Origin of the sequence: Lactobacillus melliventris (assembly GCF_042679465.1) — a bacterium.
Taxonomy (GTDB): Bacteria; Bacillota; Bacilli; order Lactobacillales; family Lactobacillaceae; genus Lactobacillus; species Lactobacillus melliventris.
The window spans coordinates 222,809-249,045 of sequence record NZ_JBHTMT010000003.1 but is presented as its reverse complement, the minus strand read 5'-3'; the positions used below and the strand labels follow the sequence as shown (position 1 = coordinate 249,045).

The 26,237-nt window shown below is 37.6% G+C and carries 23 protein-coding genes, 27 tRNA genes, 1 rRNA gene and 1 riboswitch; of the genes, 49 read left to right on the top strand and 2 right to left on the bottom strand.

Annotated features, from left to right (window positions below; translation table 11 throughout):
- From rrf to ACFQ32_RS05090, 37 genes are all read left to right on the top strand, one after another.
- A 5S ribosomal RNA gene (rrf, locus tag ACFQ32_RS10285) occupies positions 1–86 on the top strand; the annotation flags it as partial.
- Between the two features lie 4 nt (positions 87–90).
- A tRNA-Val gene (locus ACFQ32_RS05265) sits at positions 91–163 on the top strand.
- A 4-nt stretch (positions 164–167) separates the two neighbouring features.
- A tRNA-Lys gene (locus ACFQ32_RS05260) sits at positions 168–240 on the top strand.
- Positions 241–252: 12 nt separating this feature from the next.
- Positions 253–334, top strand: a tRNA-Leu gene (locus ACFQ32_RS05255).
- A 32-nt stretch (positions 335–366) separates the two neighbouring features.
- Positions 367–439 (top strand) — tRNA-Thr (locus ACFQ32_RS05250).
- A gap of 11 nt (positions 440–450) precedes the next feature.
- Positions 451–522: transfer RNA gene (locus ACFQ32_RS05245), tRNA-Gly, on the top strand.
- 10 nt (positions 523–532) lie between these two features.
- A tRNA-Leu gene (locus ACFQ32_RS05240) sits at positions 533–618 on the top strand.
- Between the two features lie 9 nt (positions 619–627).
- Positions 628–701: transfer RNA gene (locus tag ACFQ32_RS05235), tRNA-Arg, on the top strand.
- Between the two features lie 6 nt (positions 702–707).
- Positions 708–781 (top strand) — tRNA-Pro (locus ACFQ32_RS05230).
- 29 nt (positions 782–810) lie between these two features.
- Positions 811–884 (top strand) — tRNA-Met (locus ACFQ32_RS05225).
- Positions 885–897: 13 nt separating this feature from the next.
- Positions 898–971 (top strand) — tRNA-Ile (locus ACFQ32_RS05220).
- A 41-nt stretch (positions 972–1,012) separates the two neighbouring features.
- Positions 1,013–1,086 (top strand) — tRNA-Met (locus ACFQ32_RS05215).
- Between the two features lie 3 nt (positions 1,087–1,089).
- Positions 1,090–1,163: transfer RNA gene (locus tag ACFQ32_RS05210), tRNA-Asp, on the top strand.
- 6 nt (positions 1,164–1,169) lie between these two features.
- Positions 1,170–1,242, top strand: a tRNA-Phe gene (locus ACFQ32_RS05205).
- A gap of 12 nt (positions 1,243–1,254) precedes the next feature.
- Positions 1,255–1,325, top strand: a tRNA-Gly gene (locus ACFQ32_RS05200).
- A 5-nt stretch (positions 1,326–1,330) separates the two neighbouring features.
- A tRNA-Ile gene (locus tag ACFQ32_RS05195) sits at positions 1,331–1,404 on the top strand.
- Between the two features lie 4 nt (positions 1,405–1,408).
- A tRNA-Ser gene (locus ACFQ32_RS05190) sits at positions 1,409–1,498 on the top strand.
- Positions 1,499–1,808: 310 nt separating this feature from the next.
- A tRNA-Glu gene (locus ACFQ32_RS05185) sits at positions 1,809–1,880 on the top strand.
- A gap of 27 nt (positions 1,881–1,907) precedes the next feature.
- Positions 1,908–1,994: transfer RNA gene (locus ACFQ32_RS05180), tRNA-Ser, on the top strand.
- Between the two features lie 10 nt (positions 1,995–2,004).
- Positions 2,005–2,078 (top strand) — tRNA-Met (locus ACFQ32_RS05175).
- Between the two features lie 3 nt (positions 2,079–2,081).
- Positions 2,082–2,155 (top strand) — tRNA-Asp (locus ACFQ32_RS05170).
- A 6-nt stretch (positions 2,156–2,161) separates the two neighbouring features.
- A tRNA-Phe gene (locus ACFQ32_RS05165) sits at positions 2,162–2,234 on the top strand.
- 7 nt (positions 2,235–2,241) lie between these two features.
- Positions 2,242–2,323, top strand: a tRNA-Tyr gene (locus ACFQ32_RS05160).
- A gap of 4 nt (positions 2,324–2,327) precedes the next feature.
- A tRNA-Trp gene (locus ACFQ32_RS05155) sits at positions 2,328–2,398 on the top strand.
- Between the two features lie 12 nt (positions 2,399–2,410).
- Positions 2,411–2,483 (top strand) — tRNA-His (locus tag ACFQ32_RS05150).
- Positions 2,484–2,490: 7 nt separating this feature from the next.
- A tRNA-Gln gene (locus tag ACFQ32_RS05145) sits at positions 2,491–2,562 on the top strand.
- Positions 2,563–2,584: 22 nt separating this feature from the next.
- Positions 2,585–2,655 (top strand) — tRNA-Cys (locus ACFQ32_RS05140).
- Positions 2,656–2,699: 44 nt separating this feature from the next.
- Positions 2,700–2,784 (top strand) — tRNA-Leu (locus ACFQ32_RS05135).
- A gap of 113 nt (positions 2,785–2,897) precedes the next feature.
- Complete coding sequence (locus ACFQ32_RS05130) at positions 2,898–4,070, top strand: glycosyltransferase family 4 protein (protein WP_046324475.1); 1,173 nt, start codon at positions 2,898–2,900, stop codon at positions 4,068–4,070.
- Positions 4,063–5,106 carry a glycosyltransferase family 4 protein gene (locus ACFQ32_RS05125; RefSeq protein ID WP_046324476.1) on the top strand — a complete coding sequence of 348 codons (1,044 nt, stop codon included), beginning with the start codon at positions 4,063–4,065 and terminating at the stop codon, positions 5,104–5,106. The genes ACFQ32_RS05130 and ACFQ32_RS05125 overlap by 8 nt, the downstream gene beginning before the upstream one ends.
- Positions 5,106–6,131 (top strand): lysylphosphatidylglycerol synthase transmembrane domain-containing protein, encoded by a 1,026-nt coding sequence (locus tag ACFQ32_RS05120; protein ID WP_046324477.1) that lies wholly within the window; start codon positions 5,106–5,108, stop codon positions 6,129–6,131. The genes ACFQ32_RS05125 and ACFQ32_RS05120 overlap by 1 nt, the downstream gene beginning before the upstream one ends.
- Positions 6,132–6,200: 69 nt before the next feature.
- Entirely contained in the window at positions 6,201–8,261 is a 2,061-nt protein-coding gene (locus tag ACFQ32_RS05115; RefSeq protein ID WP_046324478.1) for an LTA synthase family protein, read from the top strand.
- Between the two features lie 68 nt (positions 8,262–8,329).
- The gene (secG, locus tag ACFQ32_RS05110) at positions 8,330–8,563 is read left to right on the top strand and encodes a preprotein translocase subunit SecG (protein WP_046324479.1); all 234 of its coding nucleotides are present in this window, start codon (positions 8,330–8,332) and stop codon (positions 8,561–8,563) included.
- Positions 8,564–8,637: 74 nt separating this feature from the next.
- Positions 8,638–10,962: a ribonuclease R gene (gene rnr, locus ACFQ32_RS05105; RefSeq protein WP_046324480.1), complete on the top strand. Its 2,325-nt coding sequence runs from the start codon at positions 8,638–8,640 to the stop codon at positions 10,960–10,962.
- A 9-nt stretch (positions 10,963–10,971) separates the two neighbouring features.
- Complete coding sequence (gene smpB, locus ACFQ32_RS05100; protein WP_046324481.1) at positions 10,972–11,430, top strand: SsrA-binding protein SmpB; 459 nt, start codon at positions 10,972–10,974, stop codon at positions 11,428–11,430.
- 435 nt (positions 11,431–11,865) lie between these two features.
- Positions 11,866–12,522, top strand: coding sequence for a nitroreductase (locus ACFQ32_RS05095; protein ID WP_046324482.1), 657 nt, complete (start codon positions 11,866–11,868; stop codon positions 12,520–12,522).
- 90 nt (positions 12,523–12,612) lie between these two features.
- Positions 12,613–13,959, top strand: a complete 1,347-nt coding sequence (locus tag ACFQ32_RS05090) for a hemolysin family protein (RefSeq protein WP_046324483.1) — start codon at positions 12,613–12,615, stop codon at positions 13,957–13,959.
- Between the two features lie 36 nt (positions 13,960–13,995).
- Here ACFQ32_RS05090 and hpt read toward each other — a convergent pair whose 3' ends face one another.
- Positions 13,996–14,565: a hypoxanthine phosphoribosyltransferase gene (hpt, locus tag ACFQ32_RS05085; RefSeq protein WP_046324484.1), complete on the bottom strand. Its 570-nt coding sequence runs from the start codon at positions 14,563–14,565 to the stop codon at positions 13,996–13,998.
- Positions 14,566–14,802: 237 nt separating this feature from the next.
- On the opposite strand from hpt, the gene ACFQ32_RS05080 reads away from it, so the two are divergent.
- Together ACFQ32_RS05080 and ACFQ32_RS05075 are read left to right on the top strand one after the other, a co-directional pair.
- Positions 14,803–15,885, top strand: coding sequence for a M42 family metallopeptidase (locus tag ACFQ32_RS05080; RefSeq protein WP_046324485.1), 1,083 nt, complete (start codon positions 14,803–14,805; stop codon positions 15,883–15,885).
- Positions 15,886–15,960: 75 nt separating this feature from the next.
- Positions 15,961–16,050: riboswitch (TPP riboswitch) on the top strand.
- Positions 16,051–16,093: 43 nt separating this feature from the next.
- Positions 16,094–16,672 (top strand): ECF transporter S component, encoded by a 579-nt coding sequence (locus tag ACFQ32_RS05075; RefSeq protein ID WP_046324486.1) that lies wholly within the window; start codon positions 16,094–16,096, stop codon positions 16,670–16,672.
- A 76-nt stretch (positions 16,673–16,748) separates the two neighbouring features.
- Here the strand turns inward: ACFQ32_RS05075 and udk are convergent, their stop codons facing one another.
- Positions 16,749–17,390 (bottom strand): uridine kinase, encoded by a 642-nt coding sequence (gene udk, locus ACFQ32_RS05070; RefSeq protein ID WP_046324487.1) that lies wholly within the window; start codon positions 17,388–17,390, stop codon positions 16,749–16,751.
- A 178-nt stretch (positions 17,391–17,568) separates the two neighbouring features.
- Here udk and ACFQ32_RS05065 point away from each other — a divergent pair, with 178 nt between their 5' ends.
- From ACFQ32_RS05065 to ACFQ32_RS05020, 10 genes are all read left to right on the top strand, one after another.
- Positions 17,569–18,447 carry a LysR family transcriptional regulator gene (locus ACFQ32_RS05065; protein ID WP_046324488.1) on the top strand — a complete coding sequence of 293 codons (879 nt, stop codon included), beginning with the start codon at positions 17,569–17,571 and terminating at the stop codon, positions 18,445–18,447.
- Between the two features lie 89 nt (positions 18,448–18,536).
- A complete protein-coding gene (locus ACFQ32_RS05060; RefSeq protein ID WP_046324489.1) occupies positions 18,537–20,024 on the top strand; it encodes an FAD-dependent oxidoreductase in 1,488 nt (495 codons plus the stop codon).
- Between the two features lies 1 nt (position 20,025).
- Positions 20,026–20,760, top strand: a complete 735-nt coding sequence (locus ACFQ32_RS05055; protein WP_052724629.1) for an SDR family NAD(P)-dependent oxidoreductase — start codon at positions 20,026–20,028, stop codon at positions 20,758–20,760.
- A gap of 12 nt (positions 20,761–20,772) precedes the next feature.
- Positions 20,773–22,215, top strand: coding sequence for an FAD-dependent oxidoreductase (locus tag ACFQ32_RS05050; protein ID WP_046324491.1), 1,443 nt, complete (start codon positions 20,773–20,775; stop codon positions 22,213–22,215).
- Positions 22,216–22,221: 6 nt separating this feature from the next.
- A complete protein-coding gene (locus ACFQ32_RS05045; protein ID WP_046324492.1) occupies positions 22,222–23,415 on the top strand; it encodes an MFS transporter in 1,194 nt (397 codons plus the stop codon).
- 149 nt (positions 23,416–23,564) lie between these two features.
- Positions 23,565–23,783 carry a hypothetical protein gene (locus tag ACFQ32_RS05040; RefSeq protein ID WP_046324493.1) on the top strand — a complete coding sequence of 73 codons (219 nt, stop codon included), beginning with the start codon at positions 23,565–23,567 and terminating at the stop codon, positions 23,781–23,783.
- A gap of 101 nt (positions 23,784–23,884) precedes the next feature.
- A complete protein-coding gene (locus ACFQ32_RS05035; RefSeq protein ID WP_046324494.1) occupies positions 23,885–24,112 on the top strand; it encodes a hypothetical protein in 228 nt (75 codons plus the stop codon).
- Between the two features lie 241 nt (positions 24,113–24,353).
- The gene (locus ACFQ32_RS05030; protein ID WP_046324495.1) at positions 24,354–24,689 is read left to right on the top strand and encodes a PTS sugar transporter subunit IIB; all 336 of its coding nucleotides are present in this window, start codon (positions 24,354–24,356) and stop codon (positions 24,687–24,689) included.
- Between the two features lie 10 nt (positions 24,690–24,699).
- Entirely contained in the window at positions 24,700–25,071 is a 372-nt protein-coding gene (locus tag ACFQ32_RS05025) for a PTS lactose/cellobiose transporter subunit IIA (protein ID WP_046324496.1), read from the top strand.
- A gap of 169 nt (positions 25,072–25,240) precedes the next feature.
- Complete coding sequence (locus ACFQ32_RS05020) at positions 25,241–26,182, top strand: aldo/keto reductase (RefSeq protein WP_046324497.1); 942 nt, start codon at positions 25,241–25,243, stop codon at positions 26,180–26,182.
- The last annotated feature ends 55 nt before the right edge of the window (positions 26,183–26,237 follow it).

Sequence of the window (26,237 nt, the reverse complement as noted above, 5' to 3'; positions counted from 1 at the left end):
TAACCATGCCGAACACAGTAGTTAAGCTTCTTCACGCCGAGAGTAGTTGGTGGGAGACTGCCTGCGAGGGTAGGACGTTGCCGTGCATATGGAGGATTAGCTCAGCTGGGAGAGCATCTGCCTTACAAGCAGGAGGTCACAGGTTCGAGCCCTGTATCCTCCATTCCGAGTCGTTAGCTCAGTTGGTAGAGCATCTGACTTTTAATCAGAGGGTCGACGGTTCAAGCCCGTCACGACTCATGGCCCCATTTTGCGGGTGTGGCGGAATTGGCAGACGCGCTAGATTTAGGTTCTAGTGTTTTCGGACGTGTGGGTTCAAGTCCCACCACCCGTATTCGCCAATAATATATACCATATTTACATTTTGCCGATTTAGCTCAGTTGGTAGAGCATCTGTCTTGTAAACAGGGGGTCGTACGTTCAAATCGTATAATCGGCATTTCATATTTTGCGGAAGTAGTTCAGTGGTAGAACATCACCTTGCCATGGTGGGGGTCGCGGGTTCGAATCCCGTCTTCCGCTTTCATTACTTGCCGGGGTGGCGGAATTGGCAGACGCACGGGACTTAAAATCCCGCGGTTGGTTTCAACCGTACCGGTTCGACTCCGGTCCTCGGCATTTAGTGATGCGCCCTTAGCGCAACTGGATAGAGTGTCTGACTACGAATCAGAAGGTTGAAGGTTCAAATCCTTCAGGGCGCATAATAACGGGAAGTGGCTCAGTTTGGTAGAGCACCTGGTTTGGGACCAGGGGGTCGCAGGTTCGAATCCTGTCTTCCCGATTGTAATCTAATATATGGTTACATTTGTTGGCGGTGTAGCTCAGCTGGCTAGAGCGTCCGGTTCATACCCGGGAGGTCGAGGGTTCGATCCCCCCCGCCGCTATTTCCCAGAGCTTGGACCTTTAGCTCAGTTGGTTAGAGCAGACGGCTCATAACCGTCCTGTCGTAGGTTCGAGTCCTACAAGGTCCATAAAAGTATGGAGTTTGTTTGTACTTTTAATTTAAAATAATCGCGGGATGGAGCAGTCTGGTAGCTCGTCGGGCTCATAACCCGAAGGCCGGTGGTTCAAATCCACCTCCCGCAATATGGTCCATTGGAGCAGTGGTTTATCTCGTCTCCCTGTCACGGAGAAGATCATCAGTTCAAATCTGATATGGACCGTAGGATGGCTCGGTAGCTCAGTCGGTAGAGCAAAGGATTGAAGCTCCTTGTGTCGGCGGTTCGATTCCGTCCCGCGCCATTTATTATTAGTGCGGGTATGGTTTAGTGGTAAAACGAAAGCCTTCCAAGCTTTAGTCGCGAGTCCGATTCTCGTTACCCGCTTTTAGGGGCCTATAGCTCAGCTGGTTAGAGCGCACGCCTGATAAGCGTGAGGTCGATGGTTCAAGTCCATTTAGGCCCATTGTGGAGACTTACTCAAGTGGCTGAAGAGGCGCCCTTGCTAAGGGTGTAGATCGGGTTATTCTGGTGCGAGAGTTCGAATCTCTCAGTCTCCGCTATATAATAAAAAGGCCGTAGATTTTTCTAGCGGTCTTTTTTATTGGTAAATTTCAATTATTACTAAGGTTTTATTGAGCAACAAGTTTTAATTTTTCTAGGCTTTGCAATAAAAAAGTTTTATGCTAAAATTGTTCAACTTTTTGCACAAAACTCTTGCAAGATGAATCATAATCCTGTATTATTAATAACGTTGTGATTCAAAAACTTAAAGGATTTACAGAAGCAACAAAATAAAAAAATAGTTGACTTTTAGTAATAAGTTCGGTATTATAATTAAGCGTCTTATGACGTAAGAACGATAAATATGACCCGTTGGTCAAGTGGTTAAGACATCGCCCTTTCACGGCGGTAACATGGGTTCAAATCCCGTACGGGTCATTACCATTCTTTGGTATATTTACAATTGGAGGATTACCCAAGTGGCTTAAGGGGACGGTTTTGAAAACCGTTAGACGGTCTTGCCGTGCGTGGGTTCAAATCCCACATCCTCCTTTATTATAATCGCGGGATGGAGCAGTCTGGTAGCTCGTCGGGCTCATAACCCGAAGGCCGGTGGTTCAAATCCACCTCCCGCAATATGGTCCATTGGAGCAGTGGTTTATCTCGTCTCCCTGTCACGGAGAAGATCATCAGTTCAAATCTGATATGGACCGTAGGATGGCTCGGTAGCTCAGTCGGTAGAGCAAAGGATTGAAGCTCCTTGTGTCGGCGGTTCGATTCCGTCCCGCGCCATCAGTCTGGAGGAGTAGCGAAGTGGCTAAACGCGGCGGTCTGTAAAACCGCTCTCTCTGAGTTCGGCGGTTCGAATCCACCCTCCTCCATAATAGGGATATCGTATAAAGGTAGTACATCGGTCTCCAAAACCGCTAGTGTGGGTTCAATTCCTACTATCCCTGTTAACCTTCATGGCGGAATTGGTGAAGGGGTTAACACACCGGTTTGTGGATCCGGCATACATGGGTTCGAATCCCATATTCCGCCCTAGCATTGGGATATAGCCAAGCGGTAAGGCACTAGACTTTGACTCTATTATGCGCTGGTTCGAATCCAGCTATCCCAATCTATTGTTAATAAAATTCGATGGCGGTGTAGCCAAGTGGTAAGGCAGAGGTCTGCAAAACCTTAATCGTCGGTTCAAATCCGATCCCCGCCTTTATCGGTTCGCTCATTGAACTGTTAATTTTAAATTATTGATATGGCGGTGTGGCGGAATTGGCAGACGCGCCAGACTCAAAATCTGGTGTCCGTTTAGGACGTATCGGTTCGACCCCGATCACCGCTATTGTTGGAGCAGCTCTCATAAGAGAGCTGCTTTTATTTTAGTAAATATATATTATATAAAAATTGCACAAGCTTTGTGTAATCTTTATAATACCTTTTATGGAGGTATTTCAGATGAATATAGGTATCTTTACCGATTCATATTTTCCGCAATTAAGTGGTGTAGCCACATCAATCAAAACTTTAAAAGATGCTCTTGAAAAACAAGGTCATAATGTATTTATCTTTACTACTACTGATCCTCATATAAAAAAGGGAACAGTTGAAGCTAATGTCTTTCGCTTTAGTAGTGTTCCCTTTATTTCATTTACTGACCGCCGTGTCGCATTCAGGGGCTTTTTTGAAGCTACAAAGGTCGCACGGGAAGTTAAACTTGATATCGTTCATACTCAAACTGAGTTTGCCTTGGGTATGATAGGCAAATATGTTGCCCATCAATTGAAAATTCCGGCAATTCATACTTATCACACTATGTATGAAGATTACTTACATTATGTTTTAAATGGGCACCTGCTAAGGCCTTATCACGTTAAACAATTTACTAACGTTTACTTAAAAAATATGGATGGCGTTATTGCCCCTAGTAAGCGCGTAGAGGCCCTTTTGAAGCGCTATAAGGTAAACATACCTATGAGAGTAATTCCAACAGGAGTGGACGTAAATAGCCTAAATAAGGCAGCTAATAATGATATGCGCCAAGAATTAGGCATACCTGCTGATGCTCCGGTTTTATTGACCTTAAGTAGAGTTGCTGAGGAAAAAAAGATTGACCGTATTTTGAATGCTATGCCGGAGATTATTGATGAATTTCCTGAAACTCGTTTAGTAATTGCCGGCGACGGCCCTGATATGGAAGTTTTGCAGGAGCAGGTTGAACGATTAACATTAGAAGATAATGTAATATTTACAGGTGATGTACCTCATGATGATGTAGGTTCGTACTATAAAATGGCAGACTTGTTTGTTTCAGCCAGTGATACTGAAACACAGGGTTTAACTTACATTGAAGCTTTAGCTTCCGGCACAAAATGCGTCGTTTATGATACGGATTATACAGAACATGTTTTTGATGATGATGAACTTGGCAAAGTTTTTAATGGTCCTGGTGAAATGCTAAGCGAAATATTGTTTTATTTAAGACAAGGGCGCAAGCCAATTCCGCCTGCAAAATTAGATGCTAAAATGGATCAAATATCGGCTAAAAAATTTGCCAGTGCAGTTTACCAATTCTATCAGGATGTCATTTTAGATTATCAAAAGGATCACAAAGAGGAGTCAAATGATTAGAATTAATATGTTTTCACAGGCTGCATCTGTAAAAGGGCAGGGAGTTGGTTCAGCGTACATAGAATTAATTCACTTACTTAGAACGCACCTAGTCGATAAGTTTTATGTCACAAATAACAAATATGGTGCAAGCGATCTGACTCATTATCATACTGTGAACCCCACTTATTTTGCCAACAGTTTCTCACCGGCTCGCGGACGCAAAATTGGCTATGTGCATTTTTTGCCTGAGACCCTTGAAGGCTCGGTAAAACTGCTACCGTTAGCAAAAAAAGTTTTTTACAAATATGTGATTGATTTTTATAAGCGAATGGATGAAATAGTCGTTGTCAATCCTATTTTTATAGATAAGTTAGTTAAATATGGTATTAAACGCGAAAACGTTAAATATATTCCTAACTTTGTAGCTAAAGACGAATTTTATCCTGAAAGACAAGAAAGAAAGAACGCATTTCGTCATCAACTGGGTATACCCCTTGATAAATTTGTCGTTTTTGGTGATGGCCAAGTACAGGAACGCAAAGGGGTTGATGACTTTGCCAAACTGGCTGTGGCCAACCCAGAGATACAGTTTATATGGGCTGGTGGTTTTTCTTTTGGAAAAATAACAGATGGCTACGACCATTTTAAAAAATTAGTAGATAATCCACCCCAAAATCTCAAATTTACTGGAATAATTGATCGGCAAAAGCTCGTGGATTATCTCAATATAGCGGATTTATTTGTTTTGCCATCTTATGACGAATTGTTTCCTATGTCTGTACTTGAAGCTTTTAGTTGTGGAACGCCAGTCTTGTTACGTGACCTTGACTTATATCAGGCAATAATTAGTGGCTATTACATGAAGGGGCACAATTTTACGGAAATGAATAATCAGTTGCAGGCAGCAGCCCAAGATCCAGCCATTTTAAATCAATATAGCAAGTTATCTGCTGAGGCTAGTGACAAATATTCAGAGGACAATCTGGCACGGATCTGGGATGATTTTTACCACGAGCAATATGAAATCGGCCGGAAATTAGGACAAATTCGCTAATGAATAAAAAGCACTTGTGGGGTGTTGCCGTCGTTCTTTTAATCAGTGGTATTGTTTTATACGTTGATTTAAGATCGACTCCCATTGCCCAGTTAGAACAGGCAACTCGTAATATTAATGTTATTGCTTTAATTTTGGTGTTCGGCTTAATGCTTCTTTCCTATGTCTTTGAGGCCAGTATTTTAGCCGTTTTAAGTGAACGTAAAAATGAACCCCAGCGCTCGAAATGGTCTTTTTTCAGAATCCCTTTAATTCAGGCTCTTTTTAATGCGATTACTCCGATGTCAACCGGAGGCCAACCTTCGCAATTAGCTGCGATGGTGCAAATGGGCATTGAAGGAGGGCGTGCAACTTCTCTGCTGCTTATGAAGTTCATTATCTATCAAATTGTAGTGTTTTTGGCTTATGTCACAACAATTATAACCGGCTTTCACATGGTCGCAACTAAGTTTGCCGGTTTAGCCATTTTCATTGCCATTGGCTTTTTGATTCATGTTGGTTCAATCATCTTTTTGCTTGCAATTTTGTTTGCCTATAACTGGACTAAAAACGCTGCTAACTGGATTATGAACTTGCTGGCTAAATTTATTAAGCAAGATCGAGTCAGTGTTTGGCGCCAAAACACGCTTGAAAAGATTGATACTTTTTATGATGAGAGCCAAAAATTAAAAAAGGAAAAAAAGAAGTTAATTGTATGTGGCATACTGACCGTTTTACAATTATTATGTTTTTATTCCATCCCTTACATGACTTTAGTTACGTTAAACGTACCAGCCGATTGGGCGAGCGTAACGCAAATGAATATTATGATTATTATGTTTATGGCGATAATACCAATTCCGGGAGCATCTGGGGGAGCTGAATACAGTTTTCAAACTTTATTTTCTACCTTTATTTCGGCTAATGGTACCTTAATTGTAGGGATGTTTTTGTGGCGGTTTGTGACCTATTTCTTTGGCATGATCTTGGGAATTTTTGGCTGGATTTTCAAGCCTAAAAAAGTAGTGAGCCCGTCAAATAATTAATTTTTATTAAAATCCCTACTTATAATTGCAGTTAAGGGTAAGATATAAGCTTAGTGAGAGGAGAATAAGATGACACGGATCAAGTCTTTTCTACAATGGCTGACACAAACCAAACTAGGCTTTTTTACTATTGTTTTAGTGACCTTTTGGTTAAAGACTTACGTTATTTATCTGACAAAATTTAATCTCGGTGCTGAAGGAGCAATGCAGAATTTTCTGTTGTTTTTAAATCCTTTACCAGCGGGTTTGCTATTATTAGGCATTAGTCTTTTCTTTAAAGGCAGAAAATCATATTGGATTCTGATTGCAACTGATTTGGTACTCAGTTTATGGTTATTTGCCAACATCCTTTATTATCGTGAATTTTCTAATTTTTTGTCGTTATCAATTATTAAAACTTCCGGTTCAACCGCGGATAATTTAGGTAAAAGTATTGTAGGGATTACCCGAGCAACTGATTTTTTAACTTTTATTGATATTGCTTTTGTCATTATTTTGATGGTTAGCAAGATAGTTAAGTACGATTTACGCCCATTAAAGCTTAAATTTAATCTTTTGCTTGAAGGTATCGCAGTTCTGCTGATAGGGATCAATTTGATGATGGCCCAAAAAGACCGTCCAGGGCTATTGACGAGAACTTTTGACAACAGTTACATTGTTAAATATTTGGGTATGAATGAATATGCCGTTTATGATGCTTTTAAGACTGCACAAACAAGTGAACAGATGGCTAAGGCAAATGTTTCTGATTTGCAAGCAGTCAAAAAGTACTTGAAGCTTAATTATGTCAAACCCAATAGCGCATATACCGGAGTAGCCAAGGGCAAAAACGTGATGGTTATTCACCTTGAGAGCTTCCAGCAATTTTTAATAGGGTACAAATGGAAAGGCAAAGAGGTCACCCCTAATTTAAATAAACTCTATCACGCCAAGAATACGCTTAGCTTCTCCAATTTTTACAATCAAGTTGGACAAGGAAAAACATCGGATGCTGAAATGATGCTGGAAAATTCTCTTTTTGGTTTACAGTCTGGTTCAGCAATGTCCAGTTATGGTACTTCAAATACGTTTGAGAGCGCCCCTGCAATTTTAAGTCAGCAAGGTGGATACACTACGGCGGTTATGCACGGCGGCGCCGGTTCTTTTTGGAATCGTAATAATGCTTATAAACAATTTGGTTATGAGTACTTCATGCCGCTTTCTTATTATCAAAATAAGCCTAAATATTACATCGGCTATGGTTTAAAAGATAAGATTTTCTTCTCCCAGTCTATTAAATATATCGAACGTTTGCCGCAACCCTTTTATCTTAAGCTAATAACCGTCACCAATCATTATCCTTATGATTTAGATAAGAAAAATCAGTCAATTGCTAAAACTGAAACTGGTGATGAAACAGTTGATGGTTACGTTCAAACTGCCCATTATCTCGACCAGGCGATTGGTCAGTTAATGCGGTGGCTGCAAAAAACAGGTTTAGCTAAAAACACTTTGTTAGTCTTTTATGGTGATCACTATGGTATTTCCGGTAATCACCACAAAGCTAGCGCAGAGCTACTTAACCAAGATGAATTTACTAATTTCGATAATCTGAAGTTCCAACGAGTTCCCTTAATGTTTCATATGAAGGGCCTAAAGGGAGGCATCAAAAAAACCTATGGTGGTGAAATTGATGTACTACCTACACTGCTTAATTTGCTTGGAATTAAGAACCAGAAAACGATTCAGTTTGGTCATGATTTGTTAAGTAAAAATGCACCACAGATAGTTGCACAACGTAACGGTGACTTCATCACGCCCTTATATGCTAAAGTTGGTAGTACCTATTATGATACTAAGACAGGTGCAGAAATAATTAAGCCAGATAAAAAATTAAAGACTGAATTGGTAGCAATATCAAACAAAGTAACAACGCAGCTTTCATTATCTGACCGTGTTATCGCCGGCAATCTGTTACGCTTTTACCATCCCAAATGGTTTAAAAAGGTCAAACCGCAAGATTACGACTATAATGAACAAAAGGCTCTAAAAAAACTATATTCAAAAAATAAGACTTCTCTGTGGTATAAAAACCACCAGAAAACAACACAAAATAAATTTAAAACTGATGCTCCAGAGCTTGAAAAATAAAACTCGAAATTAAATCTATTTTGTGCTAAAATTTACCAGTAACGTATCTGTATATTGGAGGCAGCGCATTGTACAATTTATTTATGACGCTACTAATTATTGTTTCAATCTTAATCATTATTGCGACAATGATGCAGCCGCAAAAGCAGCAAGATGCATTGAATGCACTCTCTGGCGGTGCAGTTTTTAGTGGTCAAACGAAGAAACGTGGTTTTGAGGCATTTATGGAAAAAGTAACCTCTGTTTTATTGGTTCTCTTTTTCGCTTTTGCTATTGTATTAGCTTATTTGTCTTCAAAATAACTAATGGTTCCTCCCGATCAAGTGATGGGAGGACTTTTTTTATCTTTTTAATAATGAAATGGAGTTAAAAGTGCATGGCACAAAACGAGAGCATTTTAGCTAATGTTTTAGAGATTTTTCGTCGTAATCCTAAAAAACAGTATCAAGTAGAACAAATTGACCGTATGTTACGCCGAGACAGACTTGGCAGTTTTTCTGATATGGTCAAAGCACTATCTTATTTAGAGCAAAAAAAGAAAATAATTACTGATGGTAAGGGTCACTACCAATTAGCACAGGAAAATACTGAAGTCGAAGGTATTTTTAAAGCAAATAGCAAAGGCTTTGGCTTCGTCAAACTTGATGATGAAGATGCTGATGATATTTTTATTGCCCGCGACTATACTGAATATGCTGTTGACGGAGACAGTGTGAAGGTTAAAATTACTGCAGGTGGCAATCCCTGGAATGGTAAAGGCCCTGAAGGTCAAGTGGAGCAAATTCTTGAGCGGGGGACCAAGACACTTGTGGGTGAATTTTATCCAATGACCGATGCCCAAGTGAAAATTAGTCATTTTATTGGTTATGTTTTAAGTTCAAATAAAAAGCTGGCTAATTATCGGGTTTATATCAGCCAAGACGGTTTACAGCCGCAAAAGCAGGACATTGTTAAAGTAGCTATTGCTAGTTATCCTGACAAGAACAATCCTGATTCAATGACTGGTGTAGTTACCAATGTTATTGGTAACAAAAATTTGCCGGGCGTTGACATTATGGCAATCGTTTCAGAGCATGACGTTAGAACTGAATGGGCCGATGATGCCCTTGCTCAATCTAACGCCATTCCGGATCACGTAACTGAAACTGAAATGGCAAACCGTGAGGATATTAGGGACCAGCCTGCTGTTACAATTGATGGTGATGATTCTAAAGACTTTGATGATGCAGTCGTGTTATGGAAATTGCCTAACGGTAACTATCATTTAGGTGTTCATATCGCTGATGTTGCTCATTATGTGACAGAAAATTCTCCTTTGGATAAGGAAGCTTTTACCAGAGGCAACAGTACTTATTTAGTTGATCGCGTTATTCCAATGTTGCCTTTTAGGCTTTCAAATGGCATATGCTCCCTCAACGAAGGTCAAGATCGTTTAGTATTATCCTGTGAAATGGAAATTTCCCCGGAAGGACAGAGGGTTAATTATCGTATTCATCCTTCGGTAATGAGATCACATGGCCGGATGACATATAACAATGTTAATAAAGTTTTAGATCCTGATAATCATGAAGAGCTTGAAGAAAAATATGTTAAGCTTGCTCCTATGCTGCAGGATATGGCTGAACTGCACAATATTTTATACCAGCAGAGGCATCAACGTGGTGCAATTGACTTTGAAGAACCTGAAGCAAAGATTATTGTGGATGATCAGGGTAAACCAACGGATATTGTGTTACACGATCGCGGAATAGCTGAAAAGATGATTGAATCCTTCATGCTGCTGGCTAATGAAACTGTTGCGGAAGATTTTTATCGTAAGCATGTCCCGTTTTTATACCGCGTGCATGAAACTCCTGATGGTGAGCGGATTAAGAGCTTCTTTGAGTTTTGTAGTGCATTTGGCTTACATATTACAGCTGATCCAAACCATGTTAAACCAATTGATTTACAAAAAGTAGTTGCTAAAACTACTGGTACTCCCGAAGAAGCCGTAGTCCAAATGATGATGCTGCGCAGCTTGAAGCAGGCACATTATTCAGAAGAACCTTTAGGACACTTTGGTTTGGCAGCTAAGTTTTATACCCACTTTACTTCGCCAATCAGAAGGTATTCGGATCTGATGGTTCACAGGATGATTCATGCTTACAGTGAAAAAGGGACTGACAAGAAAACGCAGGATCATTTTGCCAGCTATTTGCCAGATGTAGCTGATCAAACTTCAACTCAGGAACGAGTTTCCGTTGATACTGAAAGAGAAGTTAATGATCTAAAGATGACCGAATTTATGGCTGATAAAGTGGGTGATCACTTTGATGCTGTAGTGTCATCTGTTACCAGTTTTGGTATGTTTATTCAACTTCCAAACACTGTAGAGGGACTTATTCACATTTCCAATTTAACAGATGATTTTTACAATTATAATGAAAAAAGCATGACATTAACTGGTCGTGGGACTCATAAACAGTTCCACGTAGGGATGCCGCTTAAGGTCACTCTGACAAATGCAAATGTTGAACAACATCAACTTGACTTTGAAATTTATGATCCCAATGCCCCTAAAAAGCCTCATAATAATCGCGGCGTTAAAACTGAAAGGCGGGGCAATCGGGGTTTTCGCAATGATCACGCACATAAAGGACATTACCGTAACAATTTTCAAAAAAATGGCAATCATCCACATTTAAGTAGATATAAACATTAGGTTGAAAAATTGAAAAAAGAAAAAAATGAGAATTTAATTGCTCAGAATAAAAAAGCACATCATGACTATTTTATTAAGGACACATATGAAGCCGGTATTGCCTTAACAGGTACAGAAATTAAATCCGTGCGGGCAAGACGTATTAACTTGCGCGATGGTTATGTACAAGTTATAAATGGTTCGGCTTTTCTGGAGAATGTCCACATTAGTGAATATAAACAAGGTAATCGTTATAACCATGAACCTCTTCGTTCAAGAAGATTACTTTTGCATAAAAAGCAGCTTCAACGACTTGCTAAAGACCAATCTACGCGGGGTATTGCAATTATCCCTTTGAAGGTTTATCTTAAACATGGTTTTGCCAAAGTTCTTATTGGTGTTGGCCAAGGAAAGAAAAAATATGATAAGCGCGAGAGCATTAAGAAGCGCGATCAAGAGCGTGAATTACGCAGGCAATATAAAATTTAAGGACGGTTTAATTAGTTTTCTAGTTGAACTGTTTTTTAATTCTGCATTTGTTTTAAAAGCGGCAACTTATCAACACTTTGCTTATTCATTTATATATAATTAAGTAATACTTATATAGTGTAAAAGCAGCACGAAAAATTTTATGTTTTAAACAAAAGTTGTCCTTAGAACAATTTTACTAGAAATATTCTGTTAATCTTACTGAATACCTTTGCAATATTGTGTATAATTTATTAATATAATTAATGTTTATATGACTGAATTTATTAGATAGTAATACTTTAATTTATAGCTTTATATAAAGTGTAAACAAGTGAGTATAGCAAAAAACGAGAGTTTTTGATTAATTCTACCTGTTTTTAAAATTTTAGAGAGATTTTGTTTAATAAGTAGAGTGTTTGATAATGCTATTTGTATGTAAGGATTTGAGTCGTAATGGAATTTGATAAAGTTTATAACCATGAACGAGTTACTCGCAAGTTTACTAATAGAAAAGTTAACGAAAAGTTACTTGCTAATATTATTGAAAGGGCACAATTATCCCCGTCACTGCTTAACTCGCAACCTTGGAAGGTATATATGTTAACTGGTGATGCACTTGCTGGTTTAAAAAAAGAGGTCAAATCTCAAATAAAGAACAATATTGAGCCTCATGAAGATTTTGTCAAAATGCTGTCACTTAATTGGGATTCATATCCCAGTCAAAATATGGCTGCAGTTGGAGCTTCACAACCATATTTTTTCAATAATAAAATGGACTTATTTACAGAATCAAATAACAACATGTTTAATGCTCAAGATGTGGCATTTCTTACGATTCCTAGAAATTCCCCCATTTGGTCAGTTTATGATCTAGGGATTTTTTCTCAAAGTATCATGTTGCTGGCGCTTAATGCCGGATTAGCAATTATGCCGGCGCACTCAATGGTGTCTTATCCCGATTTAGTGCGTAAATATGGCAAAATTCCAGAAGATGAGCTTATTGGTATGGCAATTGGGTTAGGATATCAAGATAATGCAGCTGAGGTTAATGATCCCAAATTTTATCCTGATCGTCTGCCATTCAAAAAAATATATAAATTAGTTAAATAGACAAGTACTTCAATTTAAATAAAGCGCTATTAATGATAGAATGTTTAATAGGAAATTTTCACGGTTATACTGATAAGGATGATATAGATTTTGAGTACAGCCCAAATAGTTACTAATTTAATAGCAACTTTAGTTATTTTTGTTTTTGCATCATTCTTTGTTGCTGCAGAATTTGCTTTGGTTCAAACCAGGCCCAGCCAGCTTGAAGATATGTTGTCTAATAAAATTGGCAACCAGCGCAAAGTAAAGCGCGCTTTGCACATGACTCATAATTTAAATGAATACCTTTCAACGACACAGGTTGGAACTACTTTAGTTGGTGTAGTTTTGGGCTGGTTTTCAGCGGATACTTTGGCTGCAATATTTGAAAGAGCATTTAATTTATTAGAACTTAATCATGCGGTAATTCGTTCACTAAGTGCGATTTTAGGTGTAATTTTGTTAACTTACTTAGAAGTTGTAGTAACAGAAATTGTACCTAAGAATATTGCGATTGACATGCCAGTAAAAATCTTGCTTAAAATTGTGACCCCTTTGCAGCTTTTCCATACCTTGGTTTATCCCTTTGTGTGGCTGCTTAATGCCAGTTCAAATGGGTTACTTAAAATGTTGGGTTTTGAGCCGGCTGATGAAGAAAATCAGGTTTATTCGCAATCAGAAATCATTAAATTATCGCGGAAAGCAGTTCACGGTGGTTCGCTTGATAAAAATGATCTGACATATATGAAACGTGCTTTTGAGCTGAATGATAAAATAGCCAAAGATATTATGACGGATAGAACGCGGTTAGTGGTTATCAATTCGACTGATTCTATCAGGCAAGCTCTTAAGTTGTACTTGGATGAAGGTTCAAGTAGAATTCCGGTTGTTCGGGATAATAACAAAGATGATATTGTTGGTTACATCTATGCCTTTGATGTTATTCAACAGAGCCAGATTGACGACAAGGTGCCAGTTACACGTATTATTAGAACAATGATTACAGTACCTGAATCCATGCCTATCCAAGATATTTTGCAGTTAATGATTAAAAAGCACACGCCAATCGTTTTGGTGGTGGATGAATATGGTGGCACCAGTGGAATAGTTACTGATAAGGATATCTATGAGGAACTATTCGGTACGGTTAAAGATGAAATAGATGACGTTTCTGATGATTATATTATTAGAGACGAGCAAGGTAATATTCATGTATCTGGCAAAACGACCCTATATGATTTTGCCAGATATTTTAAAACTGACTTAAAAAGTTTCCAAGATAGTGATATTATCACCATTGGTGGCTATATGATGGAACACTATCCAGACTTAAAAAAGGGCGAAAAAGTTAAATTAGAGGGCTTTGAATTTAAGCTGGATGATATTGAACAGGGTTTCATGCGCTGGTTTATCGTTAAAAATATTAACGAAAAAGCAAAAGAGTCTCAAGAAGAATAAAGGCATTTAAAAAGAGTTGTCCTTAAGACAACTCTTTTATTTATTATTAACCAGTTTAATAATTTCAGGCTTTAATACACCAATATAACGTAGGTTACGATAATAATTCATGAAATCAAGTCCGTAGCCTACTACAAACTCGTTACCAACCTTTGAACCATAATATTCTACATCAACATCGACGTTACGATTTGCTTCCTTGTTAAGTAAAACGCAACATTTAACGCTTTTTGCTCCCCGTTTTTCAAGCAACTTTTTCATAAAATCTAAAGTCAGACCAGTGTCAACAATATCTTCCACGATTAAAACATCACGATCTTTCACATCAGATGCTAAATCAGAAACTAGCTTAACTTTCCCGGAAGACTCCATTTCATTACCGTAGCTTGAGACATCGAGAAAATCAATTTCAGCTTTGACGTCCATTTCTCTAACCAAATCAGTTAAAAAGAAAACAGCACCCTTAAGAGCACCTACAATTAATGGTTTTTTACCAGCATAATCATTGGTAAGCTGCTTTCCTAACTTAACACACATTTGGTGAATGTCCTCTTCACTAAACAATTTATGATCAATAATACTATTAATATTGTCGTTTTTTGGCATTTATCTACCCTTCATTGTAAAACAATTTAAATTCCTAATATTTCGATTATATCATTTTTTTGCTAAAAAAACAGACCATTTTCAACTATTTTAACTTTTTTAGCAGTCAATTACGTACAAAAAGTAGCTATATTGCTAAAAGCAGTAAGATAATTCTCGATTTGCTTAAATTTTTAACGTGTAACCTCAGTTTTTGGTAAAATTAATGCATAAGTATTTTTAGTGAAAGGTAAAAAAATGCAAAAACAACAAGAAATTAAAATGCTCAAGGCATTTTCTGATGCCAATTCTACTTCCGGCTTTGAAGGAGAATTTGTTAAACTATTTACCGATACTGTTCAAGATTTTGCTGACGTAAAGGTTGACGGTATGCTCAATGTGTATGCCAGCAAAAAAGATAACCAACCAGGTCGGCCAGTGATTCAACTGGATGCACATTCAGATGCTGTTGGCTTTATTACCCAAGCTGTCCGTCCTAATGGCATGATTAAATTCGTGCCTCTTGGCGGGTGGGTTAAATATAATATTCCTGCTCTGCGCGTAAAAATTAAAAATCGTGCAGGTGAATATGTTCCCGGTGTTGTGGCTACTAAACCACCTCATTTTATGACTGCAGCCGAAAAAAATAATGTACCGGACGTAGCCGATATGTCAATTGATGTTGGTTCCAGTTCACGTGCCGAAACAATTAATGATTATCAAATCGATACGGGTTGTCCTATTTTTGTGGATGTTAAATGTGAATACAATGAAAAATCTGGTTTGTTTTTCGGCAAAGATTTTGATGACCGCTTTGGCGCTGCTGCCATGGCTGACGTTTTAGACAATTTAAAAGATGAACAAACTGAGTTTAACGTTGTTGCAGCACTTTCCAGCCAGGAAGAAGTCGGTCTGCGCGGAGCGTATGTTACAGCAAGAGCCGTAAAGCCTGATGTAGCAATCGTGCTTGAGTCTTGTCCAGCAGATGATACTTTTACTCCAGAATGGTTGTCGCAAACCGGACTGAAAAGGGGACCGATGTTGCGTGACATGGATACTTCGTTTTTGCCTAATCCTAAATTTCAACAGTATGCCTGCGATTTAGCTGATAAGAATAACATTCCGTATACTCGTTCTGTTCGCACTGGCGGTGGCCAAGATGGAGCAGCAATTTATTATGAAAATGGCGCACCAACCATTGTGATTGGTATTCCAGTTCGTTATGAACACTCTCCTTATTGTTTTAGTGCTTATTCAGATTTTAAAGCCTCTGTTGCTTTGACGCTTGCTATTATTCGTGATTTAACTAAAGAAAAGTTGGCAAGTTTTAGTCAATTTTAATGGCATTAACTACAGTAATCGTCAAAAATAGGCAACAAATTTAATTAAAGTATGCTATAATAGTAAAAATTGAATAGCAGTCACTAGGGGTGCCAAAAAGCTGAGAAATACCCTCTGAACCTGATCGGGACAATACCTGCGTTAGGGAAGTGTAAAATTAGGTAATAATGATACTCCTACTGACATGTAAAGTTAGGAGTATTTTTTTATGTTTACTAGAACTTCAAAATGGAATGTAAAGTCGATTATTTTAATTGCATTAATTGGAATTATTATGGGAGTCATTTATACGTATGGCTTTAACTGGGCTTTTAATTTAATCAAAATGCTGCTGGTGCCGACAGGTTTTGCACCGGTGACTGATACTGTTTTTACAGGTTTATGGCTTATGGCTGGACCTTTAGCGATGTATTTTGTTCCTACTGCAGGATCCGGTACGATTGGTGAATTATTAGCTTCTGTGGTTGAAATGGCCATAGGTGGTCAGTGGGGTGCTACTACGATTCTTTCCGGAATTATTCAAGGTGCTACTAATGAAATCGGCTTTTTCCCTAAAAAAGAACGTTATCAAAATTTCACTTGGAAAAGCGTCTTAACTGGTGCGTTTTTTGCTTCATTTGGCTGTTTTATTCCTTCATATATTTTATATGGCTGGAGCAAATTCAGTATGCAAGTGCAAATCGTAATGCTTATTACCAATATCATTTCTGCTCTGGTTTTTGATGGCGTTTTAGTTAAGTTGATTACGAATTTATTTGATAAAGCATTAAAGCCAAAAATAGCTTAAATATTTAAAAAGGAGTATTGCTCTTGAAGTAATGATATGACCCCCGAAATTGTCTTAATTCCGGGGGTCATATTTTTTATTTTTCTTTTTTACTTAAAATTGAGTGTACCTTAGTTGTAAGCATATCAATGGCCACATCATTTTTACCGCCTTCTGGAACAATAATATCTGCATAGCGCTTGGTAGGCTCAATAAATTGATGATACATCGGCTTAACTGTGCTTAAATATTGTTCAATTACGGAGTCAATGGACCGGCCTCTCTCATTTAGATCACGTTCTAAACGCCTAATAAAACGAATATCGTCATCTGTGTCAACGTAAACTTTGATATCCATCAAATCACGAATTTTTTGGTTTGCTAAAACTAAAATTCCTTCAAGAATAATGATATCGGCAGGCTCAGTATGAATGGTCTTTTGACTTCGGGTATGTTCTTTAAAATCGTAAACAGGCATCTCGACTGACCGATAATTTAATAAGTCTTGCAACTGCTTTCTAAGCAAAGGAACATCAAAAGCATCTGGGTGATCATAGTTGATGTTCTTTCTTTCACTCATAGGAATCCCGGTATTATCTTTGTAATATGAATCCTGAGTCATAATCAAAACGTGTTCATTCTCTTGCATTTGGGCAACAATTTTTTGCGCAATGGTAGTTTTCCCGCTGCCTGAACCACCGGTAATACCAATCACTACAGGCTTTTCAAGTCTAGACATTATGCCACTCCTTTTTTAATCCTTAAATATTTTACTTTACTTTTGTCATAATTACCAACAGTTAAGGTGTATTTGGTAATTAATGCTTCTTTTCTATAGAATACGGTTTAAAATTGACTTTATTTTTTATATGATAAATGTGAAAAAAGTAATTTGTGTTAAATAACATAGGTGCAAAATGAATTATAACTTAATGCCGGTAAAATATTTCGTTGATGTCGTTCAAACGCATGGCTTTATTTCAGCAGCAAGGAGAAACTATGTTTCAGAAACAGCTGTCAGTTCAGCTATTAAGAAATTAGAAGATGAGCTGGGTCAAAAATTGCTTAACCGTTCTGCTGGTAAATTCTCGTTAACGCCAGTAGGAGAAGTTTTTTATAAACGCAGCGTAGAAATTATTAATTTGTACAGTGAAATTTGGCACCACCCGGATCCTAACCCGGAGAAGCTGTTACGTGTCCATTTTTTGCAAGGCTTTGAAAATGACGCTGCATTATTTGCTTCAAAAATACCAGATATTTGTCAGCCAAATTTTGACGAAGAAAATTTTGATTCTTGCATCAAAAGATTGATTAATGGTAATTATGACATACTGGTTGGCTTTGACTTAGCTTTTGCCGGTAATAATAAAATAGACTGTCTACCTTTTAGAAAAACTAGTTTTGACTTACTGCTAAATAAAGATGACCTAAGACAATATCACGGGGATGAGCAGCAGCTCGCTGAGAACAGTATGCTTTATATGCAAAACTGGAAGTCAACTGGTATTACTGATATTCAGCTTGCTATGCTTAAAATCTATTGTCAAAATGGCTGGAAATATAAAGAAGTGGCAGAGGTAAACAGCTTTGCCGCTGGATGTTTAAATGTAAACTTCAATGGTGGTATCACAATCGTACCGGAATCATTTAATTTACCGCAAAACTGCAATAATATTGAGCGTTTATCGCCAGTTCAATTGCAAAAAACTTTTAATGTGGTAATAGCAATGAATTCAATGGTTTCAACTAAATTCGGTAAAATGCTTAAGCATGTGACAACTTTAACTTATCGCTGATAACTTTTATGTATTAGCGCTTTGATCTAAATTGACATAGAATTCAATTGTAATAAGAATCACAAAATATCAGAAAGGGTGAAGTTACATTGAATTCTTTTTCAACTGATGTCGTAGTTGTTGGCTCAGGATCGGCTGGAATTTCAGCTTGTTTTGAACTTTATCAAAAGCATGTGCCATTTGTACTTTTAGAAAAAGGTAACAAAGTCGGAGGTGCCGGCAAATTTGGTGCTCATGGAGTTTTTGCTATTAATTCCACTGAACAAAAAAAGCGGCACGTAAATTATGGCTATCGTGAAGCTTTTAACGGATTAACAGATTACAACCACTTCTTTGTTAATGGTGAATTATTGGCGCGATTTTTAAAAAAGTCAGGTGCCAATATCGATCGTTTAGCAGAAATGGGTTTACCGGTAACTGTGGAACAAAGCGAACAAAAAGCACACTTAAATGATCCACTGGTCTACCATAAATTTAATAATTTTAAAGAGAAAATGACTAACTGGGATAAATTACCAGATAAATTTACCGCAGCTGGCAATAAGGTAATGTTGGAAACTGCAGCCGTCGATCTGGAATATGATAATGGCTTAAAAGCCGTTATTGCCAAAAATAAAGCTGGTGCAGAGATTAGAATTGCTGCTAAAAAAGTAATATTTGCTGATGGCGGCTATTGCGGCAGTCAGGAAATGATGACAGCCAATTTCTCAGATACTAAAGCACTTTTGAACCTGGGAGAGCGCAAATCTACGGGTACGGGAATTAGATTAACGCATAAATTAGGAGCAGATTGTCGTCACCGTCCAGTTCTTTTTGCCCATGGCGGTGCACCGAGCATGAGTATTAATCCTATGAAAAGAGATAGTGCTGTTGAAACTCTAACCAATTTACCGCTACTGTGGTTGGATCAGACCGCTAATCGTTTTGTAAACGAGGACGTTGTTTATGATTTTGCTATGTGGGGCAATGCTGCCCATAACGTTAATGGTATATATTACGTTTTACTGGACCAAAAGACTTTAGACACTTTTAAGCAAAAAGAGGTTAATCTTGAAGACACTTTTGAAAGACAGTTCTGTGATGTGGGCCAAACGCCTAGAACAACTGTGGGGCCTTTACCTAATATTCAAACAGACTTTGACGAAGCGGTTAAAACGGGTGAAGTAGTAAAAGCAGATACCCTGGAAGAAATAGCCCAAAAGTTACAACTGCCTTATTCTTCACTCACAAGGAGTGTCAATGCCTATAACCAGGCCGTTAAGCAGAAAGAGGACGACACTTTCTTAAAGCCGGCTGCTGAATTATTGTTTGACGTTCAAGAAGGACCGTTTTACGCAATAATTGAACATTGTGCGATTTTAGGAACGTTAGACGGTGTCAATGTTGACCGCAACTGTCAGCCGGTAAAAGAAGATGGCACTCCACTAAAAGATTTATATATTGTTGGTAATAATGTTAACGGTTTATATTCTGATGGCTACCCCAGTTATGAAGGTATTGCTAACGGCTTTGCCTTTGTCTCTGGCTGGATTGCTGCAGAAGAAGCAATTAAGAGTTTAAATCAGGAGGAAAAGTGAATTGTTAGAAGGAAAAGTTGCTGTTGTTACTGGAGCTGCTCAGGGTATTGGCTACGCTATTAGTGAAGAGTTTGCCAAGCAAGGTAGCGATGTCGTTTTAACTGACTATAACAAGAAAGTGCTGGACGTTGCTGCTGAAATGAATGAAAAATATAACGGTAAGATTACCGGCTTGATTTTGAACGTCATGGATAAAAACAGTATCAAGAACGGTTTACAAACTATCGTTTCCGATTACGGTAAGATTGATTACGTGATGAATAATGCCGGCGGTGGTGTTTTGAAGCCATTTGCCGAACTGACTGATGAAGATTTTGACAATACGATCAACTTGGATTTGCGTGGGACCTTCTTATGTATGCGCGAAGAAATCAAACTTTTCTTAAAGCAAGGTTATGGCTCAATCGTTAATACCAGTGCTTTGGGCAGTATTTATAATCCTGGTGGTATGGGCGCTTATAATGCAGCCAAAAATGGCATTATTGGTATGACTCAAGCTGCGGCGATTGATTATGCTGACAAAAATATTCGTGTTAATAGTGTTGCTCCCGGCCTAACTAAAACCCCACTTAACGAAGGCGGCTTTTTGGAGAAAGTTTTACCAACTGTACCAATGAAGAGGGCAGAAACCGCTGCCGAAGTTGCTAAAGTCTTTGTTTTTGTGGCGAGTGAAGCCACATTTATGACCGGTCAGACAATTCTAAGCGATGGCGGTGTTTCAGTCGGCTTGAAGTAGGAGAAAAAATTCATGTTTCCTAAAAATTCCGAATATAACCTAGTAATTGTTGGTGGCGGGCTTAGCGGTTTGGCAGCCGCTGTCAGTGCTGGCGAGCAGGGTATTAAGACCTTGGTAATTGAAAAAGGCAGGACACTTGGCGGTGACGGCAACTATGTTGAAGGCGCAATGGGAGTCGACAGCTTTTTGCAAAAAGAAAAAGGTATTAAGATTGATCCTACCCAATTGCTCCAAGATGAACTGAACTATTCGCACTATGAAGCCAGTGCCCCTCATTTACGAAAATATATTAGTCAAAGTGGTTCAGTAATTGACTGGCTTCATACTCTTGGAGTTGAGTTTAGTAAAGTTGGTCCTCAAGGCAAGAGCTGGCCTACTATTCACACTTTTGCTGGTGGTGGTCATGCTGTGATTGCAAAGTTAATACCTAAAGCTAAAGCTCTTGGCGTGGAAATTGTGACTAGCATTAGTGCGCAAAAAATTTTACAACATAATGGTCATGTCAGTGGTCTAGTTATTAAAAATGAGGCTACAGGACAGTTAAGAGAATTAACTGCAAATAACATAATTTTAGCTACAGGCGGCTATGTGGATAATCCTGATTTAATTAAGAAGCGGGCTCCTGCGACTGAACGCTTGTTATCAGTTAGTGATGGCAAATCTACCGGAGACGGTATGAAACTAGCATGGCAGGCCGGAGCTGAACACTATCAAATGGGTGCTATTCAGTATGGTGGCGGTGCCATTTTGGATAAAACCCGTCCACCTTTTGTTCATATGCCTGAACAATTGGCAGCAGCAGCGACTCAGGAGGCAATTTTATGGGTGAATGAGCAAGGTGAACGCTTTGTTAATGAAGATGTCAATGACAACATGTGTCATGCCGGCAGCGCTCTTTTAACCCAATCAAGAACCTTTTCAATCCTTAATCAAGAAACGGTTGACCATTTAACTAATGTCGGTCTTTACAAGGAAGTTGGCAATTCACCAGTTTCACCTGAAAAATTGGAGCATTTACAAGAAGAAATTACGCGTGACTTACAGAATGGTGATAAGTACTTGACCAAATCCGACACTCTGGCTGAATTAGCAGAGAAATTGAATTTGCCCAATTTGCCGCAAACAATTGGGCGTTATAACGACCTAGTGGCTAAAGGAACCGATACCGACTTTGGTAAAGCTCCCGCATATATGACAGCTTTAAAAGATGGTCCATATTATGCAGTAGAATTGGGTATTGGTATGGCATGCGCAATTGGTGGTATTCGCGTTGATAATAACAATGCTGTTTTAAATTCATACGGTTATCCACTTACCGGAATTTATGCTGTTGGCAATGATGCTGCAGGGATGCTTGTTGGTGATACTTACGCTGTCACTTTACCAGGAAGTACAGCAGGGTATGCCGTATTTTCAGGTAGAAATGCCGTTCAAATTATTACTAAAACCCGGTAAATATCAATGAATAGTGCTAAAAGAGTTTCTGTTTCCAAAACTCGTATAGGTATCTTAGCGGTTAGTATGATTGGCATGGCATCTTTAGCTATTACTCCATCTTACGCTGCCATTGCTAAATTCTTTAACCTTAACAATACTAGTGTACAAATGCTGACATCTTTACCAAATTTATTTATGATGCTTGCGGGAATAATCATTGGTAAATTAACAGCAAATAAAGTTAATTTAAAAGCGTTGACCCTTGTTTCAATTTTTTTGGTCACAATTGGTGGGTTATTGCCACTAATGCTGCACACGAATTTTACGTTTTTACTTTTTTGTTCATGCATAGTGGGCTTAGGTCAAGGAGCCTGCACCAATTTAACTCAAGTTTTAATCGCACAATTGCTGCCTCAAAGTGAACGTGAATCTACTATGGGGTTATCTACAACTTTTATTAATATTGGTGGCATGGTCTTTATCATGGGCGGAGGTCAACTGGCAGCTTCAAGCAGCTGGATTAATAATTACTGGATATACTTGTTTTCACTGCTAATACTGCTAATTGTATTTCTTCTTCTGCCCTTTGAAAACAGAACAGTTTCTCAGAATGACACTAAAGCAGGTAATACTAAAATTCATTTAAACAAATTCGTGTTTTATAGTGCCTTCTGGGCGTTTTTGATAATGTTACTTAATAATGTTTTAAATAATAATATCTCTTTGTTTGTAGTGAGAGAAAATCTTGGTGCCACTGCACAAGCAGCTCTAACATCTACTATTTCTCTTGTTGGTGGGATGATCTGTGGCTTATTTGTGGGTAAAATTGGCAAAAGGCTTCGCTACTCTTCAATTGCTCTTTCATTATGTTTGTATGGCATTGCATACTTATTAATTGGTCTGTTTCATTCTTTGTTAATTGTCTTTATTGGCAGTTTTATAGTAGGAGCAGCGATGAGTATTGCAATGGGACAATTTCCTTATTTGATTTCCTTAATTGTTGATGATAACAGTGTTTCAATGGCTCTAGGAATTTATGTTGCGATTTATTCGGTTGGTGGAGTCGTTAGTCCACTGATAATTAATCCTTTGACTAGTTTAGTCAGTCATTTAGGTTTTAATGCTTTCTCTCTAAGCGGTTTGCTGGCACTAATGCTATCCGTAGTTTGTTTAGTGGTTAAATTTCAAAAGAATTTAGTTTTAGCTGCAAAGAAGTAATAAAAGCAGACAATAGTTTATAGTGATGTGAACCACTAAATTTTTACTAAATTTGGGTAACATATAATTGCTATACTTTTTTTATTAAAGGATTTATAATTAGGCAAAATAAAACTGAAAGGGCTTTAAAATTAAAGAAGGCGATAGTAATGACTAACTTTTTCAACGGCATAATATTCCAGAAAATTATGGGTGTCGTTTTGCTTTTGCTAGCTGGTTTTGAACTAGTATCTAGTTATAAATATACTAGAAGTATTCTCCAAAATGGGACTAGTAATGTCTTTTCAATTTTGGCAATTGCTTTTGCTTTCTTTTTTGGGCTTGTTTTATTTTGTGGTGGAATTATTTGTTTGTTCTATCATTTTTAAATTTTGAATAGAAAAAAATTATAAGTTATTATCCACTTTAATTTAAAAACGTGGTAAAATCATTGTATAGTATAGTTATTAGTTTAAAAGAGGGTGTTAAAATGGCAAGCTTTTTAACGAGTGCAGCATTTTTAATGATTATCGCTGCGATTATGATGGCCTTAGGGTCTTATCAAGTAGTTAATAGTGTCGTTTATATCCACGGAATTTTACATAAGGGTACTAATAATGGCTTTATGCCTCTGGCAATGTGGACTTCTTTAGTTATTGGTTTATCATTGTTAATTGTTGGTATCGCTGCAATTGTTTTAGCTTTTAAAGGTTTTTAAATAAGGCTATAACAGTTATCATTGTGAAATTGAATAGATACAATTGAACTATATTATGTAATATACGTAGTCGGTAAGATATACCGACCACGTATATTTTATTTTCAGACAAAAAGTAAGCCTTCATTAAATTTTCTGAAAATAGTGGAAAAATTAATAGACTTATTAGTAAGCGCTATTTTAAAAGTGCTATAATAGAAGAAATAAATATTAGGATACATTTTAGGAGGAAATTATTATTATGGCAGAACAAACTATCATGCTTAATTGCAGCGCCGGAATGAGTACATCTTTATTGGTTACCAAAATGCAGCAAGCTGCAAAGGACCAAGGTATTGATGCAAATATTTTTGCATGCCCTGCTTCAGAAGCTTCGCAACATATTGAGCAAGATCATCCAGACTGCATTTTACTTGGACCACAAATTCGGTACATGGAAGATGACTTTAAGAATAAAGTAAAAGGTCAAGGAAAAGATGGTAACGATATTCCTCTTGGAGTTATTGATATGCGTTCATACGGCATGATGGACGGTAAAAAAGTATTGCAACAAGCTGAAGACCTGATTAACGGATAAGGGGATAACGATGGCAGAAAAACAAACACCAGAACAGAAAGAGCAAGAAACTTTAGAAGCAGCTATGGGCCTTATTGCCAATGGTGGTAATGCTAAAAGTCTTGCTTTTGAAGCTATCAGACTGGCTAAAAAAGGCGACATTGCAGGTGCTAGAGCTAAGTTAGCAGAATCCGATAAATCTCTTAATGAAGCACATAACTCTCAAACTGGAATGCTGACCAAAGAAGCTCAAGGAGACCATACAAAAGTTACTCTGCTTGTTGTTCATTCACAAGACCATTTGATGAATGCTATTACATTTAGAGATTTAGCTGGAGAAATGGTTGATCTTTATGAAAAGCTCTTTAATGCGAATGTATTAAAGAAAGAAGCAGACGAATAAACTTAATGAACAAAAGCAAATTGATGAATTTGTAAACGATACTGTTTTTGAAAAACAAGGCGCGGTTAATTAATCGTGATCAATTTTTGCATCATTGTCTTTATTAGGTAGGTTTTATAATTGTACTTTTTTACATTGCGCATTTTAGATCTATTATTTGGAGTGAAATATGAAACAAGTAAAAATAGGCAAAAGTGACGTTTATACCAGTAAGTTAGGTTTAGGGACGAATAAGGTCGGAGGACATAATCTGTTTAATAATTTAAACGAAAAAGATGGATATGACCTCCTGCGAGAAGCCTTAAATCTAGGAATTAATTTCTTGGACACAGCCTATGTCTATGGTCTTGGTAGATCAGAAGAAATTATTGGTGATGTTTTGCAAGATTATGATCGTTCGAAAGTTATAATTGCCACTAAAGCTGCCCAAGATAAGTCGCAGGATATGGCCATTAATAATAGTGCCGAGTTTATTAAAAAAGCAGTTGACGAAGCATTATTACGGTTGAAGACCGATTACATTGATATTTTTTATTTGCATTTTCCGGATAAAGAAACGCCCAAAGACGAGGCAGTTGAAACTTTGTCTGATTTAAGAAAAGCTGGAAAAATAAGAGCAATTGGTGTTTCTAATTTTTCATTGGATCAAATTAAAGAAGCTAACAAAAACGGTAAAGTTGATATTGTTGAAGATCAATTCAGTTTGGTTCACCAATCTCCAGTTAAAGAAGAATTAAAGTATTTACAGAAAAATAATATTTCCTTTGTGCCATTTTTCCCACTGGCATCAGGACTGTTAACGGGTAAATATGCTTTAGCAGACTGGGATAAGTTTAAAAATAGTGATGGTGGTAAACTACTAGGTAATTTTGACAAGAAACAATATGATGAAGCAATTACAGGAATTGATGGGATTAGAAAGATCGCTGAAGATCATCAAGCAACTGTTACGCAAATTGTATTGGCTTGGTACATGGCAAATCCTGCAATAAGTGTTGTGATTCCTGGAGCTCGTAATGCTGCTCAAGTTAGAAGTAACGCTGCAGCTCTGAAGGTTGAATTGTCTTCAAGTGAATATCAGCAAATTGATCAATTATTCAGTAGTTTTTGATAAGAATTAAGAATATAGTTTAATTTTTAAATGTTAAAATAAAAAAATACACGAT

Coding starts and splice junctions, on each gene's coding strand:
- ACFQ32_RS05130 (WP_046324475.1), top strand. CDS start 2,898: ATGAATATAGGTATCTTTACCGATTCATATTTTCCGCAATTAAGTGGT.
- ACFQ32_RS05125 (WP_046324476.1), top strand. CDS start 4,063: ATGATTAGAATTAATATGTTTTCACAGGCTGCATCTGTAAAAGGGCAG.
- ACFQ32_RS05120 (WP_046324477.1), top strand. CDS start 5,106: ATGAATAAAAAGCACTTGTGGGGTGTTGCCGTCGTTCTTTTAATCAGT.
- ACFQ32_RS05115 (WP_046324478.1), top strand. CDS start 6,201: ATGACACGGATCAAGTCTTTTCTACAATGGCTGACACAAACCAAACTA.
- rnr (WP_046324480.1), top strand. CDS start 8,638: ATGGCACAAAACGAGAGCATTTTAGCTAATGTTTTAGAGATTTTTCGT.
- ACFQ32_RS05095 (WP_046324482.1), top strand. CDS start 11,866: ATGGAATTTGATAAAGTTTATAACCATGAACGAGTTACTCGCAAGTTT.
- hpt (WP_046324484.1), bottom strand. CDS start 14,565: ATGCCAAAAAACGACAATATTAATAGTATTATTGATCATAAATTGTTT.
- ACFQ32_RS05080 (WP_046324485.1), top strand. CDS start 14,803: ATGCAAAAACAACAAGAAATTAAAATGCTCAAGGCATTTTCTGATGCC.
- ACFQ32_RS05075 (WP_046324486.1), top strand. CDS start 16,094: ATGTTTACTAGAACTTCAAAATGGAATGTAAAGTCGATTATTTTAATT.
- udk (WP_046324487.1), bottom strand. CDS start 17,390: ATGTCTAGACTTGAAAAGCCTGTAGTGATTGGTATTACCGGTGGTTCA.
- ACFQ32_RS05065 (WP_046324488.1), top strand. CDS start 17,569: ATGAATTATAACTTAATGCCGGTAAAATATTTCGTTGATGTCGTTCAA.
- ACFQ32_RS05050 (WP_046324491.1), top strand. CDS start 20,773: ATGTTTCCTAAAAATTCCGAATATAACCTAGTAATTGTTGGTGGCGGG.
- ACFQ32_RS05045 (WP_046324492.1), top strand. CDS start 22,222: ATGAATAGTGCTAAAAGAGTTTCTGTTTCCAAAACTCGTATAGGTATC.
- ACFQ32_RS05040 (WP_046324493.1), top strand. CDS start 23,565: ATGACTAACTTTTTCAACGGCATAATATTCCAGAAAATTATGGGTGTC.
- ACFQ32_RS05035 (WP_046324494.1), top strand. CDS start 23,885: ATGGCAAGCTTTTTAACGAGTGCAGCATTTTTAATGATTATCGCTGCG.
- ACFQ32_RS05030 (WP_046324495.1), top strand. CDS start 24,354: ATGGCAGAACAAACTATCATGCTTAATTGCAGCGCCGGAATGAGTACA.
- ACFQ32_RS05025 (WP_046324496.1), top strand. CDS start 24,700: ATGGCAGAAAAACAAACACCAGAACAGAAAGAGCAAGAAACTTTAGAA.
- ACFQ32_RS05020 (WP_046324497.1), top strand. CDS start 25,241: ATGAAACAAGTAAAAATAGGCAAAAGTGACGTTTATACCAGTAAGTTA.